We start from the raw sequence: 15,927 nt of genomic DNA, 5'->3' as shown, positions 1-15,927 counted from the left end.
ATCGAAACCTTGAATTATCAAAAAGTTTGATTTATTTTTAAATTATTGAAAGTCGATATGGGAGTATTTTTTGTCCTTTTGTTATTCAAGTCAATTGCAATAAGATTGTCCGATTGGACTATATTGATGGATTAGGTCTTTTGATGCATCAATTCATAGCAGTCTACGACCTTAGAAAAAACGTAAAACATTTCCTGCGCAATTTCTAGGCTTTTTTCCCAATAAACGGTATCCTGAATATCCGTTCCATCTGATGATTTTGGATCAGCATATGTAATAGGAATTCGGGTATCAGCACCTGGGATAAATGGACAGCCGGCATCAGCTTGGGAACAAGTCATGATGGCGGCGAAATTTGTCTTTGGGTTTAAAGGATGGTTATAAACTTTTGAAAAAAGTTTGAGTTGTACCTTTTTTTCTGGTAAATCCAATTCATAAATGGGATTAACCTCATCTTCGTTTTTTTTCAACAAAAGACCTTGATTCCTTAGCGTTTCCACAATTTTGGGATAAACGGCTGTTTCTTCAGTTCCTCCTGAAAAACATTTGATCAATGGTATCCTAAAATGATCCGCTGCAATTGATGTCCAGACCTGTGCCAAAATACTGCGCCGAGAATTATGGGTGCATATAAATTGAAGATTTACAGGATTGGAATGCTTCACCTGTTCCTGGATATAAGTAACCAAAGGTGCAAGCAAAACTTTTCTATCATCGGAAATATCCAAATCACTAAGGATATTTCCGATAGTTTGTTGAATAGTATGGTTCATCATGTCTCTTAGCAACAGCCGGAACCAGGAGAACAAGAATTGTTCGAATGCTGATTTAACTCAATAAATTTGATTTTTGGTTTTTCGGTTGGAATACCGCATGCATCTTCTGCCAAACAGGCCGTTTGTTTATTCTTCAAAAGAAAATGCTGGCCATTGAAATCCAGGTCAAACTTACCAATGGTCTGCTGTTGGAATTCTACTTCAATTTCCGCGTCCTCGATTCCTAATTGCTTTTCCGACAGGTTAATAATATTCAATAATTTATCTGGATATAGTCGATGGTCAACATCATGTGAGTGCCATAATTGGAAACTGACAGTTTTATCATGACGGATCGTCCCGCCACAATCAATATAATTTTTATTAACTTGTCCAACTTCTGTTACATGGAAATGGGTTGGAACAAAACTGCCATCCTCGAGTTGAAAGGATACTTCCGAAAGGGTAGGAAGGATTTCTTTAATTGCTGATAATTTCATTTTAAATTTATTTAAAGACAAACAAGTATCGTAATATTACGATGTTATAGTTCAAAAAAAACTTAACAACAGGTTTTTGTTTGGATATCCTGATCTAGGAAATCCGAAACATCATTTTTTATGCTATTCCATATCTTCTCATCGATACAGTAACAGATCGACTTTCCCTCAATGGAACCTGTAATGATGCCAGCATTCTTCAATTCTTTCAAATGTTGGGATATGGTCGCTTGGGCTAATCCGAGTTCATCAACAAGATCATTACAGATACAACTTGGCTGATCGATGATATATTGCAGGATAGCAAGTCGAGCTGGATGCCCCAAAACCTTGAAAAGCTTGGCTAAGTTATTCTGCTCTGCACTGAAAATTTCGCTCTTGGTGATTCCCATTTGATGAATTGATTTAATATCGCAATATTACGATATTAATTTTGCATTATTATTCTTTTACAGGGATAAATTTTGATTCACAAAAAAACCTACTGGGAATGTTACAAAGAAACTGTCTAAATTGACTTCTTGGAGGAAGCAAAATGTAGGCAGGGTGTAAGTGCGTTGTAAGTGCCTTTTAGCACTTACAACTCACTTACATGTCACTTACAACTCACTTGAACTTCGAAGATTTCCTGATCTTTTTCTTGTCTAGATTTTATTATTAAACATTTAGATTCAAATAATTCCTTTGAAATTTAAAATAATCTTTATAATTTAATATTTTAATTGAATTGCTGATCTGAATCAAGCATATCTGCCTTTCCCTTTCTCCACTGCCGAAGACTTTTTCCAATTGTTAATTTCTTTACCTAAATAAATTGTCATGGACTTTCTAGAAAAACTCCTGAACATTAATTCCAATTACATCGTAATCGGATTATTGACCATCTTCTTTTTGATGGAACAGTTATTTGCCAACCCTTTCGCTTTTCGAAAGCGAGGGAAGCACCTCTTCCAAAACATCCTCTTCCAGATCACCCTAACCTTATTGAATATCTTTGTTATTGTCCTGCAAGTGAAAGCTATCGACTGGTTGAATGCCCAAAAAATCGGGATGTTATTCTGGTTGGAATTACCTTTATGGCTCAAATTGATCGTTAGTGTGATGCTGTATGATCTCACGACTTATTGGATCCACCAAGCAGCCCATAAGGTGCCTATCATGTGGAGATTGCATCGTGTTCATCATAGTGATACCAGCATGGACTCTAGCACCACCTTCCGTTTCCATCCTCTGGAAATGATCCTGGTCTATCAGGTCGGAAATGTGATCACTGCCGGAATCTTCGGAACCGACGTCTTCTCCATGGCGCTGTATTATTTTATTCTCAACATCTTTCTCTTTCTGGAACATGCCAATCTACATTACCCGAACTGGATCAATAAGACCCTGGGGAAGATCTTTGTCATGCCAGACCACCATCGTGTTCATCATCAACAGGAGCAGTTTTATACAGATAGTAATTTTGCGGATATCTTTATCCTGTGGGATCGGATTTTCGGCACCTTTAAGACCATGCCTGTATCCCAAATGAAATATGGCCTGGAAGAATTTGAAGGGGATAGGAAGCAAAGTTTCTGGTACCTGATGAAAAGCCCTTTTATTAATGTTAAAAAACGTTAAAGGATGTTTTGATTAAAATATCGGCACAGCTCTTGCGTTAATGATAGTGTTAAACAAATAAAGAGTAATAGAGTAAAAATTTCATAATTTAGGTTAATAATTGGTTTGGTAAAATCCTGAGACTCCCAGTCTCAGGATTTTTTTTTGGCTGCGTCATTGCGAGGAGGTACGAGGAAGCAATCATTACGTCATTGCGAGAAGGCATGAGGAAGCAATCATTACGTCATCGTAAGTTTGTAGGGAAGTTATAGGAATTAAAGAAACAGAATATAATTTTGTATTTCATTTAGGATACAGCGAGAGAGGGAGTAAGATTTTTAATCGTCATTGGTCCTTGAGAGACCCTTCGCAATGTTAATCCCCCTCTCTTATTCCTATCATAAACTTGGACAGTTCATTAGGCCCGGAGCCTGTTTTTACGATTGATAAGTTATGATAAGAGCTGCTGTAATCCACAAAAATGGTATACAAAGATGGTAACAGGTATTGATTGTTCAAAGGATTATTTTGACATTTCTGTCCAATCGGGACAGAAAGAGGTTTTTAAGGGTCGTTTCAGTAACGACGAAGCGGGTTTTGTGGAGGCCCTGGGCCACATGCACGGCAGCCATATAGCGATGGAGGCCACCGGTCCCTATTACTTCCGGCTGGCAAAGTTCCTCTGGGAGAGGGATGAACGGGTCTCGGTCATCAACCCCCTTGTCATCAGGCGTTTTTCCCAGATGACCCTGGCCAGGACCAAGACCGACAGGAAGGATGCCCAGCTCATCGCCAAGTTCACCAGCATGACGGAACCTGCCCAATGGAGGCTGCCGGAGGAACATGTGCTGAGGATCAGGAACCTGGAAGGCTATATCAAGGGACAGAAGGAATGCAGGACCATGCTAACGAACAGGCTCCATGCATATGAACATGCGGGAACACTGGAACCCACGCTCAGGAAGACCATAGAGGAAGGGATCAAACGTTATGATCAGGACATCAATGAACATGAAAGGCAGGTCCAGCAGATCATCATGGAGAATTACGGGGAACTCAATGCGAACCTGCGGAGCATACCCGGAATAGGGCCACGCAGCGCAGCACTGCTTATCATCCTGACGGACGGTTTCAGTCGGTTCGAGGGGCACAGGCAGCTGATATCCTATTTCGGACTGGCGCCCAGGATATTCGAGTCCGGCAGCAGTGTAAGGGGAAAGGGACATATCTGCAAGATGGGGATGGGCCAGGTCAGAAAGGTGCTGTACATGGCGGCAATATCCGCCATCAGGAGCAACACCGCCTGCAGCGGGCTTTATGGGAGGTTGATGGAAAAGGGAAAACCCTACAAGGTCGCAATCATAGCAGTGGTGAACAAACTGATCAAACAGGCATTCGCCATCGCAAAATCTGGAAAGGGCTACATCGCAAAAGCGGCCTAATCAGAATATTATTTGGAGAAAATTTAATTTATTATTTGGATATATACACAGTTCATTGCGAGGAGGTACGAGGAAGCAATCATTACGTCATTGCGAGGAACGAAGCAATCTTCCCGCATGTCATGCTGAGCGCAGTCGAAGCATTTACATTTGGTACACGTACAGATCCTTCGACTCCGCTCAGGATGACAAAGACGCTGCTCAGGATGACAAAGTTCAAAGATTGCTTCCTCGTACCTCCTCGCAATGACGCGAACCCTCGCAATGACGCGAACCCTCGCGATGTCAATAAACCTCCTAAACACTTTAACTATATTCGGAATAACGCTGATTACTTGTTATCTTTGCAAAAAAATAACAACATGTCCTCACAAAAACATTTAATAGCACCTTCCATCTTAGCTGCGGATTTTGCTGATTTGAAAAAAGATATCCAAATGGTCAATGAAAGTGAAGCAGATTGGTTTCATATTGATATTATGGATGGGGTTTTCGTTCCAAACATCTCTTTTGGTTTCCCAGTGATGCAGGCCATCGCCAAGCATGCCCAAAAACCTTTGGACGTGCATTTGATGATCGTTGATCCAGATCGCTATCTGAAAGTTTGTAAAGATTCCGGTGCGGAAATCATCACCGTGCATTATGAAGCATGTACGCATCTACACCGTACCATCGCGGCTATTAAAGAGTTAGGCTGTAAAGCTGGAGTTGCGTTAAACCCGCATACACCGGTAAGTTTGCTGAAGGATATCATCCAGGATATCGACCTGGTTTGTTTGATGTCGGTGAACCCAGGATTTGGAGGACAGAAATTTATCGAACGCACCTACGATAAGATCAAGGAACTGCGTGCATTGGCGGTAGAAAACAATACCGATCTTTTGATCGAGATTGATGGGGGAGTGGGCACCAGCAATGCTGGACAATTATTGGCGGCTGGAGCGGATGTATTGGTGGCTGGAAGTTTTGTGTTCAGCTCTGAAAATCCGATGGAAACCGTAAAAACCCTGAAGGCGGTAGACCCAAGTTTGAAATACGTTTAGGCTTTTGTTTAGAATATTTCCAAATTAGCTTGGAATGGCAGAATTGCAACTAAACATGGTTTTTTTTGGTATTTTTGCTAATGTACTCAAACAATTTGAGGAAATGATTAGTAGTAGAGTTAAAATCTAATTAAAATAAAAATAAATGGCTTTTGATATAGACATGATTAAGAAGGTTTATGCACAATATGATGAGCGCATCAATGCAGCTCGTCAGATTGTTAATAAACCATTGACTTTATCTGAGAAAATTCTGTATGCTCACCTTTGGGACGGAAACGCGACTGAAGCATACGAACGTGGAAAATCTTACGTGGATTTTGCACCGGATCGCGTAGCAATGCAAGATGCTACTGCACAGATGGCCTTATTGCAGTTCATGCAAGCTGGTCGTGCGAAAGCTGCAGTGCCTTCAACCGTTCACTGTGACCACTTGATCCAAGCTCGTGATGGTGCGGAGCAAGATTTAACGCGTGCAAAACAAGAAAGCTCAGAAGTGTTCAACTTCTTAAGTTCTGTTTCTAATAAATATGGTATCGGTTTCTGGAAACCGGGTGCAGGTATTATTCACCAAGTGGTATTGGAGAACTATGCTTTCCCAGGTGGTATGATGATCGGTACAGACTCCCACACCGTGAATGCGGGTGGATTGGGTATGGTCGCTATCGGTGTTGGTGGTGCTGATGCCTGTGACGTAATGGCTGGATTACCTTGGGAGCTGAAATTCCCGAAATTGATCGGTGTGAAATTGACCGGAAAACTTTCTGGTTGGGCTGCTCCGAAAGATGTGATCTTGAAAGTTGCTGGTATCCTTACAGTAAAAGGTGGTACCGGTGCTATCGTTGAATACTTCGGTGAAGGTGCAGAATCTTTATCTTGTACAGGTAAAGGTACGATCTGTAACATGGGTGCTGAAATTGGTGCTACTACGTCTACATTCGGTTACGATGAGTCTATGGAGCGTTATTTACGCGCTACAGACCGTGCGGATGTTGCGGATGCTGCCAATGCCATCAAACAACACCTTACTGCGGATGCAGAGGTGTATGCAAATCCTGAACAATACTTCGATCAATTGATCGAAATCAATCTATCGGAATTGGAGCCTTCGTTGAACGGTCCTTTTACGCCAGATTTATACACACCAATTTCTCGCATGCGCGAAGAAGCTGGTAAAAACGGATGGCCTACGAAAGTAGAGTGGGGATTGATCGGTTCTTGTACAAACTCTTCTTACGAGGATTTGTCTCGCGCTGCTTCCATCGCTCGCCAAGCGATCGAAAAAGGTTTGGTAACCAAAGCGGAATTTGGTATCAACCCAGGTTCTGAACAAGTTCGTTTTACAGCTGACCGTGATGGTTTGTTGAAAAACTTCGAGGACTTGAACGCAACGATCTTTACCAATGCATGTGGTCCATGTATCGGTATGTGGGATCGTGCAGGTGCCGACAAACAAGAAAAAAACACAATCGTTCACTCGTTCAACCGTAACTTCGCGAAACGTGCGGATGGTAACCCGAATACTTATGCATTCGTAACTTCACCTGAAATGGTAGCAGCAATCGCTATCTCCGGTGATTTGGGCTTCAACCCGCTTACGGATACCTTGACCAACAAAGATGGTGAGCAAGTGAAATTGGATCCGCCTACAGGTGATGAATTACCTACTAAAGGTTTCGCGGTGGATGATCCAGGATACCAAGCTCCTGCAGAAGATGGATCAAACGTGGTTGTGGAGGTTTCCCCAACTTCTGATCGTCTGCAATTGTTAGAGCCATTCGCTCCTTGGGAAGGTACAGACTTGAAAGGCTTGAAATTATTGATCAAAGCGAAAGGTAAATGTACAACTGACCATATTTCGATGGCTGGTCCTTGGTTGAAATACCGTGGTCACTTGGATAATATCTCCAACAACATGCTGATCGGTGCGGTGAACTACTTCAACGAGAAAACAGATAACGTGAAAAACCAGTTGACTGGTGAATATGGTGCTGTTCCTGCAACGCAACGTGATTACAAAGCGCAAGGAATCGGTTCTATCGTGGTAGGTGATGAAAACTACGGTGAAGGATCTTCTCGTGAGCATGCAGCAATGGAGCCTCGCCATTTAGGCGTTCGTGCGGTATTGGTGAAATCTTTCGCTCGTATCCATGAAACAAACCTTAAGAAACAAGGTATGTTGGGTCTTACATTTGATAACAAAGAGGACTACGATAAAATCCAAGAAAACGATACGATCGATATCATTGGATTGACTGAGTTCGCTCCGAATAAACCTTTAACTCTTGTTCTTCACCATGAAGATGGTAGTTCTGAGGAAATCTTAGCTAACCATACGTATAACCAACAACAGATTGAGTGGTTTAAGGCTGGTGGTGCTTTGAATATTATCAGAGCTGGACAGGCGTCGTAGAGGAGATATTAGATAATAGATATTAGACAATAGATTTTAGACTATTGAGGAAAGGGCTGCATTCGCAGCCCTTTTTTTGTTTTTTATCGATTTGTAATTTTTTTCGCGTCATTGCGAGGAACGAAGCAATCTTTGGACTTTGTCATCCTGAGCATCGTCGAAGGATCTGTTCGTATACTAACCGCCTACCGTACAGATCCTTCGACTGCGCTCAGGATGACATGCGGGAAGATTGCTTTGTCGTGCCTCCTCGCAATGACACGCACAGTTCTTCGCAAAGACAGCGTCGCAAAGTTAATAAATCATCACCTAAGCAACATCGCTTCTTTATGGTTCAAGATCTGCTTGTAAGTCGGATTTCCCTTTGCCAATAGCTCCTTATGATAAGGCGCTGGTATCAGCACCTTCACCTCATATTTTTCCAAAGGAATAAAAAACAGCACCCCATGCTCCTCCAGATTTTCATCGGTGATTTGGGTGTATTTTTCCGCCATTTGGTTGATCTTTCCTAAAGACTCCAGTTTTTTGATGACCTGTTGCATGATGATCTTTTTTAAATGAAGATTAGCCTAAATTTTTAGTACAAATAGCTTGATTTATACCAGTACAAACATCCTTATTTATACCACAAAAAACAGCCTATTTTTCTTCATGGAACACTAAGATAGGTACTTTTGAGTGAAAAGCTAAGTTATTGCTCACACTGCTACTGAACAACCTATCGAAGAAACTCCTGTTCCTTTTCACTATCCCCAATATATCTACATTATTCTCAATGATATAGTTCAATATCGTTGTTTCAATACTTTCCACCTCATCCAATAAAATATATTCAATCTCCTCCTGAGGAAATTCATGTCGCCAGTTTTCAGTATGAAGCATCACATCAGAAACATTCTGGTTATGTAAAATATGAAGGATATCGATTTTCGCGCCAATGGCCTTGGCCATGATCAACATTTCTTTCAATGCAGATTTATCCTTCTCGCGGAAAAGCGAAGTAAATACCGTACGTTTTATTTCCTTGTATTTAGCATGCGGAGGAATTGCCAAAACAGGATTTTGGATGGTTCGAATCACATTTACCGTGTTGGTGCCGATTACCTTCGAAAGGAATCCCGATTCCCCATGGGTACCCATCACCACCAAATGGATCTTTTCGCGTTCGACGATTTTTTTCACCACCGAAGCAACAGGTCCCTCTTCAAATAGGAAAACCAATTCCACATCGTTTATTCCTTGCTCTTCGGCCATATCGTGCAGCACCTGTGTCTTCTTTTTGTATATCTCAAACTGATTCAGTTCAATTGTTTGGTAAACCTCGCCCAAAAGCTCCGGTTGTCCGCCATGGGTAGCCGATAAAACGGGTTCCAGGTAGGTATAAAGCACATAAATTTTAGCGTCAATAGATTTGGCTATATTTAGGGCGTACAGAAAGGCATTAGTAGCAGTTTCTGAAAAATCGGTGGGAAATAATATGGCTCTCATAATCTTTCATTAAGTGTTTCCTTAAATTTAACAATTAAATGTCCAATTGCTCCATGATATTGGTCATTATTTTAGGTAGTTTATGTCAATCTTATGCAAGGTTTTTTTGCTTGCTACGTTTTAGCCTATTGAAGAAAATTTTTTAAAAACCTGTAGCATTTTAATAACATAGACCGTATATAATATACAAAAAATATAGGAGGAAAGTTTACATGCGTCAAAACTTTAATCTAGTTATTAAATTTGTATAATTAACTAGATAACGTAAAGACATAGGGTGGGAATCATTCAGAAATACCTAGGTACTGCAAAACCATGGAGTTTAAGAACTGCGTTGGAGTCCTGTGCTATGTCCGGTTCGGAAAAGAGCAAAGCTTTTATCTATAAGAAATATTACGGCTATATCATGGCCATTGTAATCCGCTACATGAAACATGAAATGGAATCCGAAGAGATTACCAATGAGTGTTTTGTGAAAGTTTTCAATAAGGTGAGCAGCTTCTCCATCCACGAGGAAGATGCCGTGCTCGAGAAGACTTTCCGTTCTTGGATGGGCAAGATCGCTGTAAATACCGCCATTGACGCACTAAGGGTGAGAAAACAGGTGCTGATGTTGGATGACCTTAATGGTTCAGACAACCTGCATTATTCCGTGCAGAACGACAGCCGCTTGGAATATCAGGATATCATCGCCCTGATCCAACAGTTGCCCGATATCCAACGTTCCATTTTCAACCTCTACGAAATCGAAGGATTCTCGCACGAAGAGATCGGCAAAAAGTTGGAGATTCCCGAAAGTACCTCCAGAACATATTTAACAAGAGCAAAACAGAAGCTGAGAAAGCTATATGGTGAGCTCCACAATTTAGAAAATATACAATCCTGATTTTTATAAAGATGGAAGAGCATAACAAAAAAGACCTCATTGACCATATCGTTGATAAGCTGAAAGCTTCCGACGAGCTTCCTTATAAAGATGGAGCTTGGGAACGATTTCAGCAACAACATGGTTCGATGCCGGTTCGCAAAAACAGAAGCTATTACTGGGCCGCCAGTGCTGCCGCCATTCTTTTGGTAGGCGCATTTGCGGTTAAACAATTTGTTTCCCAGGATCCGAAAAACTTGGAGGATATGACTATTGCCCAACATCAAGGGGCTAATGGACAGTCTCAAAGTGAAGAAGGATCTCAGTTGGCAGAACAGTTTCAACAAGATGGTTCGTTGCCTACTGATGGAAGGGTTGCAACCGATGGAATAGGTACAACCACTGGTGGAATTTCAACCGATGGAATAGGTTCAACGGTTGGAGGAATCTCCACAGGAGGAGCTGATCACCGAATTTCCGGCAGAAGTGAAGTTGTTGCTTCTTATAAAGGAAATTTCTTGAATATGCAGGAAACTGATAGATCGAACAATATGCTTGCTTATAGTGATTGGAATAATGGGATTCGTTATGCCCCCAAAAATATCCACGCTCCACAGCAATTGTCAGGATCATCATTGGACCTAAGAACAAAGAACTTACAATTAGCTCCTGATGAGCCTCAGATAAAAACTACATCAGATTTAGGATCTGCCGTGATCTTGGCGAATCAAGATATGGCTAATAAGGCGAATGCTGGTCGTGAGCCGGATTTAAAATCCAAGAAGTTCAATTTTAATGAGCGTTTTGACCTTGGATTGTTCGTGTCGCCAAATTCCACCAGTGAAAAGTTCAATTTTGGTGGAGGAGTGCTAGTTGCGTACAATGTAACCAAAAACCTGTCTGTACGTACCGGACTTGCTTATAACCGCTATGAGGTAGGAGCCATGCGTAATCCGGTTGCCAATCAGGATGTCGCAGTTTCTGCAAGTCGCGAAATGCTCGAAAAGAATAATACCAATAGCTTGACTGCTTATACAATGAGCAATGCTGTGATTCTGCCGAATGTAAATGCGGTTTCAGGATCTGTACAGGCGTTGGAAGTTCCATTGGATGTGAAATATAAATCGAAAAGTGGTTTCTATGCATCTTCAGGATTGACCTATGCTAAAGTAACCGAACAGGAACGCTTTACACATTACATCGAAAACAGTGGGGCCGAGGTTTTTCCGGATGGTCTTCCTAAAAACCAAAAGGATTTGGAAGCTGGATTCAAACAGGTATCCAAAGCTATAAAAACGGAAGATCAGAATGTTAAGGCCAATGGATTTGGTGGATTTGTAAACCTATCTATTGGTAAGGAAATGAAAATGAACAGAGGTTTTTCTATTTCTGTAGAACCTTATATGAAATTACCCGTTGGGAATTTTAAATCCGCAGATATGAATTATACGAATGGCGGTTTGAGGATTATAACGAATTTCTAGGGGTTTAGATTATAGATGAGAGATGATAGATTATAGACTTTGCCGTCATTGCGAGGAGTTTATCGTCATTGCGAGGAACGAAGCAATCTTTACGCATGTCATGCTGAGCGAAGTCGAAGCATCTACATGTGGTACCCGTACAGATCCTTCGACGCTGCTCAGGATGACACAAAAAGAAAGATTGCTTCGTCGTGCCTCCTCGCAATGACGCAAAAGGTCTATCATCTAATGTCTAATATCTATCATCTAAAGCTGGTCCACCCGCACCCAGCCCATACCAGCGGCGATAGCGCCTTGAACACCCGGATCTCCATCTTCGAATACCAAGCAATCAGCAGGATCGACCTCTAACTGCTCTGCAGCCAATAAAAAAGGTTGTGGGGAGGGTTTTCCTTTTGGGGTATCACCCGCACAGACTAAAGACTCATATTTCCCGGCCACATCGATCACCGAAAGGGTAATCGCCAACGTTGATCTGGTTCCGCCGGATACTATTCCAATTTTATGGGTATCCACATTGTCGAACAATACCTGCCTTACATAATCTACAGGTTGGGTGGCTTGGATAAAGCGCTCGATAAAAATTGCAGACTTTCTTTTGGAGAAGGATTCGATATCCAGTTCCACGTTATAGCGAATGGAAATTTCCTTTGCGACAGCGATGGTTGGCCAACCTGCAGTCTCATCAATAAGATCAGGATCCAAATCAACGCCATGTTCCGCAGATACGGCAACATAAGCAGCTTTATGTGCATCAATATTATCGGCAAGGGTGCCGTCTACATCGAACAATAACGCTTTATAGGAAGAGGCAAGGGAATTTAACTTTAAATACTTTTGGTAGGCTGCATCTGTCATGCCGCAAAAATACGAAATTCTCCTCGATGAGGAGAATTCCATGGTTTTATCTTTATTAAGTTATTTTGAAGTTTCTTGTTTCCTTAAATGGAATGCTAAAATCTCAAAACTTATTTCCTTACGGATTTTCTTCTTTTCAATTCTTTAATGATCAAAGAAAGCTCGCGGCCAGTTTGTCCACCTACGGAAGTATTCTCCTGCGCACGACGGAACAAATAAGGCATAACCGCTTTCACTGGGCCATATGGCATGTATTTAGCCACGTTATAACCAGCTGCTGCAAGGTTGAAAGAAAGGTTATCAGACATGCCTAATAACTGCGCAAAGAAAACATTTGGCAAGTTATGTGGGATGTTACGGTTTTCCATTTCCTCCGCCAGGATGCGGCAACTCTGTTCGTTATGCGTTCCGGCCATCAAACCGATCTGGTCGATATGGTCCAAACAGAAATGGATCGCTTGGTTATAATCCGTATCCGAAGCCTGTTTATTAGGTTGGATAGGGGAAGGGTATCCATTTTCCTTTGCTCTTTCCCTTTCGATCTCCATGTAAGCACCGCGAACAATTTTCGCCCCTAGATGGAAGCCAGCAGTTTTAGCATACGCAAAATCAGCTTTTAATGAAGCCAATTTATCAGCACGGTATAATTGATAAGTATTGTATACAATCGGTTTTTCACGGTTGTATTTTTCCATCATTTCACGAGCGATATCATCAATGGTATCTTGGATCCAAGAATGTTCAGCATCCACCAATACACGAATTCCTGCTTCGTGACAAGCACGGCAGATACGATCACATCTATCCCATAAACGTTGGTATTCCGCTTTTTCCGCTTCCGTCAAGGTTTCTTTTGCATCGATTTTCGCCAATAGATCAAATCTTCCTAATCCTGTAGGCTTGAATACACAAAAAGAGATCAACGGATTTTGTTTAGCAGTTTCTACTGTACGTAGGATCTCAGCGCAACATTCCTCAAAGCTTTCTTCCGAATCTTCACCCTCTACCGAATAATCCAAGATGGTCGTTACATTACCCTGACCCAATTCCTGGATCGCACGGTTACAGTCGGCAATACTTTCGCCACCACAGAACTGTCTGTAGATGGTATTCTTGATGATTCCCTGGATGGGTAAGCCTATATTTAAGGAGAAATTTGTAATGGGAGTACCTATTTTGATCAGTGCATTACTTGCTACCATTTTAAATAACCAGTATGCTTTATTCAGATCTTTATCACTTTTGCCTCTGAAGGCGATTTCCGTATTATTAAAGTCTAGCTTTATGGGGGAAATTGTATCCATATTCTATTTTTTTTGATTCACAAAATTAGGTATTAATTGTAAATAAATTCAAACATTCAATTGTAATAGTTCATATTAAATTTATTTTTGTTTATGCAAACGTTTACATTAAATGGGGAATACATTCAGCTCATCCAATTATTGAAAGTGATGAACTGGGTAGAACACGGCGCGATGGCTCAATGGGTCGTAGAAGAAGGATTGGTGAAGTATAATGGGGAAGTGGATTACCGTAAAAGATTGAAGGTTAGGGTAGGAGATTTGGTGGAATTTGATGGGAACAAGGTAAAGATAATTTAAAACAGAGTTATTACAAATTTGTTGTTCTTGTAGATTCAGAAATTGTCTATCTTTAACCTGAATTATATTATGAAAAAGATCAACAGCTTAGGATACGAAGTCGTATTCGATAATGAACTGGATGAATTGCAATCCTTTCTTATTGATCATGACTATTCACAACTATTAATACTAGTCGATAGAAATACCAACGATCATTGTTTACCACAACTTCAGGCCTTTATTCCTGATATCGTAGATTATGATATTATCGAAGTAGATCCTGGCGAAGAAAATAAGAACATCGATTTCTGTATTGGGGTTTGGAAGACCATGCTGGATTTCGGCGCGGATCGGAAATCCTTGATGTTGAACCTTGGTGGAGGAGTGGTGACGGATATGGGCGGTTTTGCAGCTTCAACCTATAAGAGAGGGATCGATTTTATCCATGTACCTACCACTTTATTATCCCAAGTGGATGCATCGGTAGGCGGCAAGACCGGAATCGACCTGGATAATATTAAAAACATCATCGGAACATTTACGCAGCCCAAAGCGGTCTTTATTTCCAATAAGTTTTTGGAAACGTTGGATGATAGACAGATCCGTTCTGGATTTGCGGAAGTGATTAAACATGGCCTTATCAAAGATAAACAGCTTTTTGAACGTTGTATGAACGTTAAATTGCCTGTTTTACCGGAAGAGATGGTTTATGATTCGGTTATGATCAAGAATGAAGTGGTTTTGGAAGATCCTACCGAAAAAGGATTGCGTAAAATCCTGAATTTTGGTCATACGATTGGGCATGCCATCGAAGGCTATAGCCTATACCATGATCAAGAGCCTTTATTGCATGGGGAAGCCATCGCGATAGGAATGATCTGTGAAGCATTTATTTCTTACCGAGAAAACAACCTACCTGAATCCGAGTTGGAAACCATTGTAAATTATATTAAAGGAATCTATCCGGCTTATCCGATCGATCAAGCGATCTATCCGACTTTGATCGAACTGATGCGCAACGATAAAAAGAATGAGAGCAATCAATTGGGATTTGCCCTTTTAAGAAGCATTGGCGATTGTGATTTCAACAAATATGCAGAAGAGGATATGATCGTGGAAAGTTTGGATTATTACAATCAGGTAATCAAATAAACCAACAACATGAAAAATTCGGTTATTCTACTTTTATTCATGGCAATGCTGTTGTCATGTAGTCAAGCTTGGGCAGATGCTTCACCAAAGAAGGTGCTGGTGTTTACAAAAACTACCGGTTTTAGGCATGCCAATATTGAAAAGGGAGTAACCGTATTAAAAAACATATTTTCGAAGGAAGGTATTGCAGTATCCCATACCGAGGATGCGAATGTTTTCTTAGCAGACTCCCTGCAATCCTTTCAGGCCGTGATTTTTTTCAGCACGACCGGTACGATCCTGAATGCTGAACAAAAAATAGCTTTTCAAAAGTTTATTGAATCTGGCAGAGGGTTCATGGGAATTCATGCGGCTGCCGATACGGAATACGAATGGCCATGGTATGCGAACCTGGTAGGGGCCTACTTTGCCAGTCATCCTGCAGTTCAGGAAGCAAAGATTGATGTGGTCAATAGAAAACATTTAGCCACCAGACATTTACAGAAGATCTGGATGCATAAAGATGAATGGTACGATTTTAAGGATGTGAAGCCTGGTATCAATATTTTGATGATGCTCGATGAAACCTCCTATAAAGGTGGCAAAATGGGAAAATTCCATCCCATTGCCTGGTTTCAGGAATTCAAAGGCTATCGTATGTTTTATACCGGATTGGGGCATACCGAGGAATCTTTTGACGACCTGAATTTCCAAAAGCAACTCATTGGTGGGTTGAAATATGTGATGGGTAAATAGAAAACCC

16 protein-coding genes are annotated in these 15,927 nt (G+C 41.1%); 9 read left to right on the top strand and 7 right to left on the bottom strand.

What is annotated here, in order from left to right; all coding sequences use genetic code 11:
* Positions 1-131: 131 nt before the first annotated feature.
* The 3 genes from E3D81_RS05635 to E3D81_RS05625 form a co-directional block, all read right to left on the bottom strand.
* The gene (locus E3D81_RS05635; protein WP_245153291.1) at positions 132-776 is read right to left on the bottom strand and encodes a protein-tyrosine-phosphatase; all 645 of its coding nucleotides are present in this window, start codon (positions 774-776) and stop codon (positions 132-134) included.
* Between the two features lie 5 nt (positions 777-781).
* Complete coding sequence (locus E3D81_RS05630) at positions 782-1,255, bottom strand: DUF6428 family protein (protein ID WP_134776749.1); 474 nt, start codon at positions 1,253-1,255, stop codon at positions 782-784.
* A 62-nt stretch (positions 1,256-1,317) separates the two neighbouring features.
* Positions 1,318-1,647, bottom strand: coding sequence for an ArsR/SmtB family transcription factor (locus E3D81_RS05625; protein ID WP_134776748.1), 330 nt, complete (start codon positions 1,645-1,647; stop codon positions 1,318-1,320).
* 427 nt (positions 1,648-2,074) lie between these two features.
* On the opposite strand from E3D81_RS05625, the gene E3D81_RS05620 reads away from it, so the two are divergent.
* The 4 genes from E3D81_RS05620 (at position 2,075) to E3D81_RS05605 (ending at position 7,752) form a co-directional block, all read left to right on the top strand.
* Positions 2,075-2,875 (top strand): sterol desaturase family protein, encoded by an 801-nt coding sequence (locus tag E3D81_RS05620; protein WP_134776747.1) that lies wholly within the window; start codon positions 2,075-2,077, stop codon positions 2,873-2,875.
* A 473-nt stretch (positions 2,876-3,348) separates the two neighbouring features.
* Positions 3,349-4,296, top strand: coding sequence for an IS110 family transposase (locus tag E3D81_RS05615; protein ID WP_134776418.1), 948 nt, complete (start codon positions 3,349-3,351; stop codon positions 4,294-4,296).
* A gap of 362 nt (positions 4,297-4,658) precedes the next feature.
* Positions 4,659-5,339: a ribulose-phosphate 3-epimerase gene (gene rpe / locus E3D81_RS05610; protein ID WP_134776746.1), complete on the top strand. Its 681-nt coding sequence runs from the start codon at positions 4,659-4,661 to the stop codon at positions 5,337-5,339.
* 145 nt (positions 5,340-5,484) lie between these two features.
* On the top strand, positions 5,485-7,752 hold the full coding sequence (locus E3D81_RS05605; RefSeq protein ID WP_134776745.1) for an aconitate hydratase: 2,268 nt from the start codon (positions 5,485-5,487) through the stop codon (positions 7,750-7,752).
* A gap of 305 nt (positions 7,753-8,057) precedes the next feature.
* Here E3D81_RS05605 and E3D81_RS05600 read toward each other — a convergent pair whose 3' ends face one another.
* On the bottom strand, positions 8,058-8,294 hold the full coding sequence (locus E3D81_RS05600) for a hypothetical protein (RefSeq protein ID WP_099367684.1): 237 nt from the start codon (positions 8,292-8,294) through the stop codon (positions 8,058-8,060).
* Between the two features lie 97 nt (positions 8,295-8,391).
* The gene (locus tag E3D81_RS05595; protein ID WP_134776744.1) at positions 8,392-9,240 is read right to left on the bottom strand and encodes a universal stress protein; all 849 of its coding nucleotides are present in this window, start codon (positions 9,238-9,240) and stop codon (positions 8,392-8,394) included.
* Positions 9,241-9,517: 277 nt separating this feature from the next.
* On the opposite strand from E3D81_RS05595, the gene E3D81_RS05590 reads away from it, so the two are divergent.
* Both E3D81_RS05590 and E3D81_RS05585 read left to right on the top strand, forming a co-directional pair.
* Positions 9,518-10,126, top strand: coding sequence for an RNA polymerase sigma factor (locus E3D81_RS05590; RefSeq protein ID WP_099367686.1), 609 nt, complete (start codon positions 9,518-9,520; stop codon positions 10,124-10,126).
* 11 nt (positions 10,127-10,137) lie between these two features.
* A complete protein-coding gene (locus E3D81_RS05585) occupies positions 10,138-11,589 on the top strand; it encodes a hypothetical protein (RefSeq protein ID WP_134776743.1) in 1,452 nt (483 codons plus the stop codon).
* 246 nt (positions 11,590-11,835) lie between these two features.
* Here E3D81_RS05585 and E3D81_RS05580 read toward each other — a convergent pair whose 3' ends face one another.
* Together E3D81_RS05580 and E3D81_RS05575 are read right to left on the bottom strand one after the other, a co-directional pair.
* A complete protein-coding gene (locus tag E3D81_RS05580; protein ID WP_134778387.1) occupies positions 11,836-12,447 on the bottom strand; it encodes an HAD family hydrolase in 612 nt (203 codons plus the stop codon).
* Between the two features lie 110 nt (positions 12,448-12,557).
* Positions 12,558-13,751, bottom strand: coding sequence for a proline dehydrogenase family protein (locus E3D81_RS05575; protein ID WP_134776742.1), 1,194 nt, complete (start codon positions 13,749-13,751; stop codon positions 12,558-12,560).
* 93 nt (positions 13,752-13,844) lie between these two features.
* Between E3D81_RS05575 and E3D81_RS05570 the strand changes: the two genes are divergently transcribed.
* From E3D81_RS05570 to E3D81_RS05560, 3 genes are all read left to right on the top strand, one after another.
* Complete coding sequence (locus E3D81_RS05570) at positions 13,845-14,051, top strand: RNA-binding S4 domain-containing protein (RefSeq protein WP_099367281.1); 207 nt, start codon at positions 13,845-13,847, stop codon at positions 14,049-14,051.
* Positions 14,052-14,120: 69 nt separating this feature from the next.
* Complete coding sequence (gene aroB, locus E3D81_RS05565; protein ID WP_099367285.1) at positions 14,121-15,185, top strand: 3-dehydroquinate synthase; 1,065 nt, start codon at positions 14,121-14,123, stop codon at positions 15,183-15,185.
* Between the two features lie 9 nt (positions 15,186-15,194).
* Positions 15,195-15,920, top strand: coding sequence for a ThuA domain-containing protein (locus tag E3D81_RS05560; protein WP_134776741.1), 726 nt, complete (start codon positions 15,195-15,197; stop codon positions 15,918-15,920).
* Positions 15,921-15,927: the final 7 nt, after the last annotated feature.

This window comes from Sphingobacterium sp. CZ-2, from assembly GCF_004526235.1.
Taxonomy (GTDB): Bacteria; Bacteroidota; Bacteroidia; order Sphingobacteriales; family Sphingobacteriaceae; genus Sphingobacterium; species Sphingobacterium tenebrionis.
The sequence above is the reverse complement of the archived record's forward strand: the minus strand, read 5'-3'. Positions and strand labels throughout refer to the sequence as shown.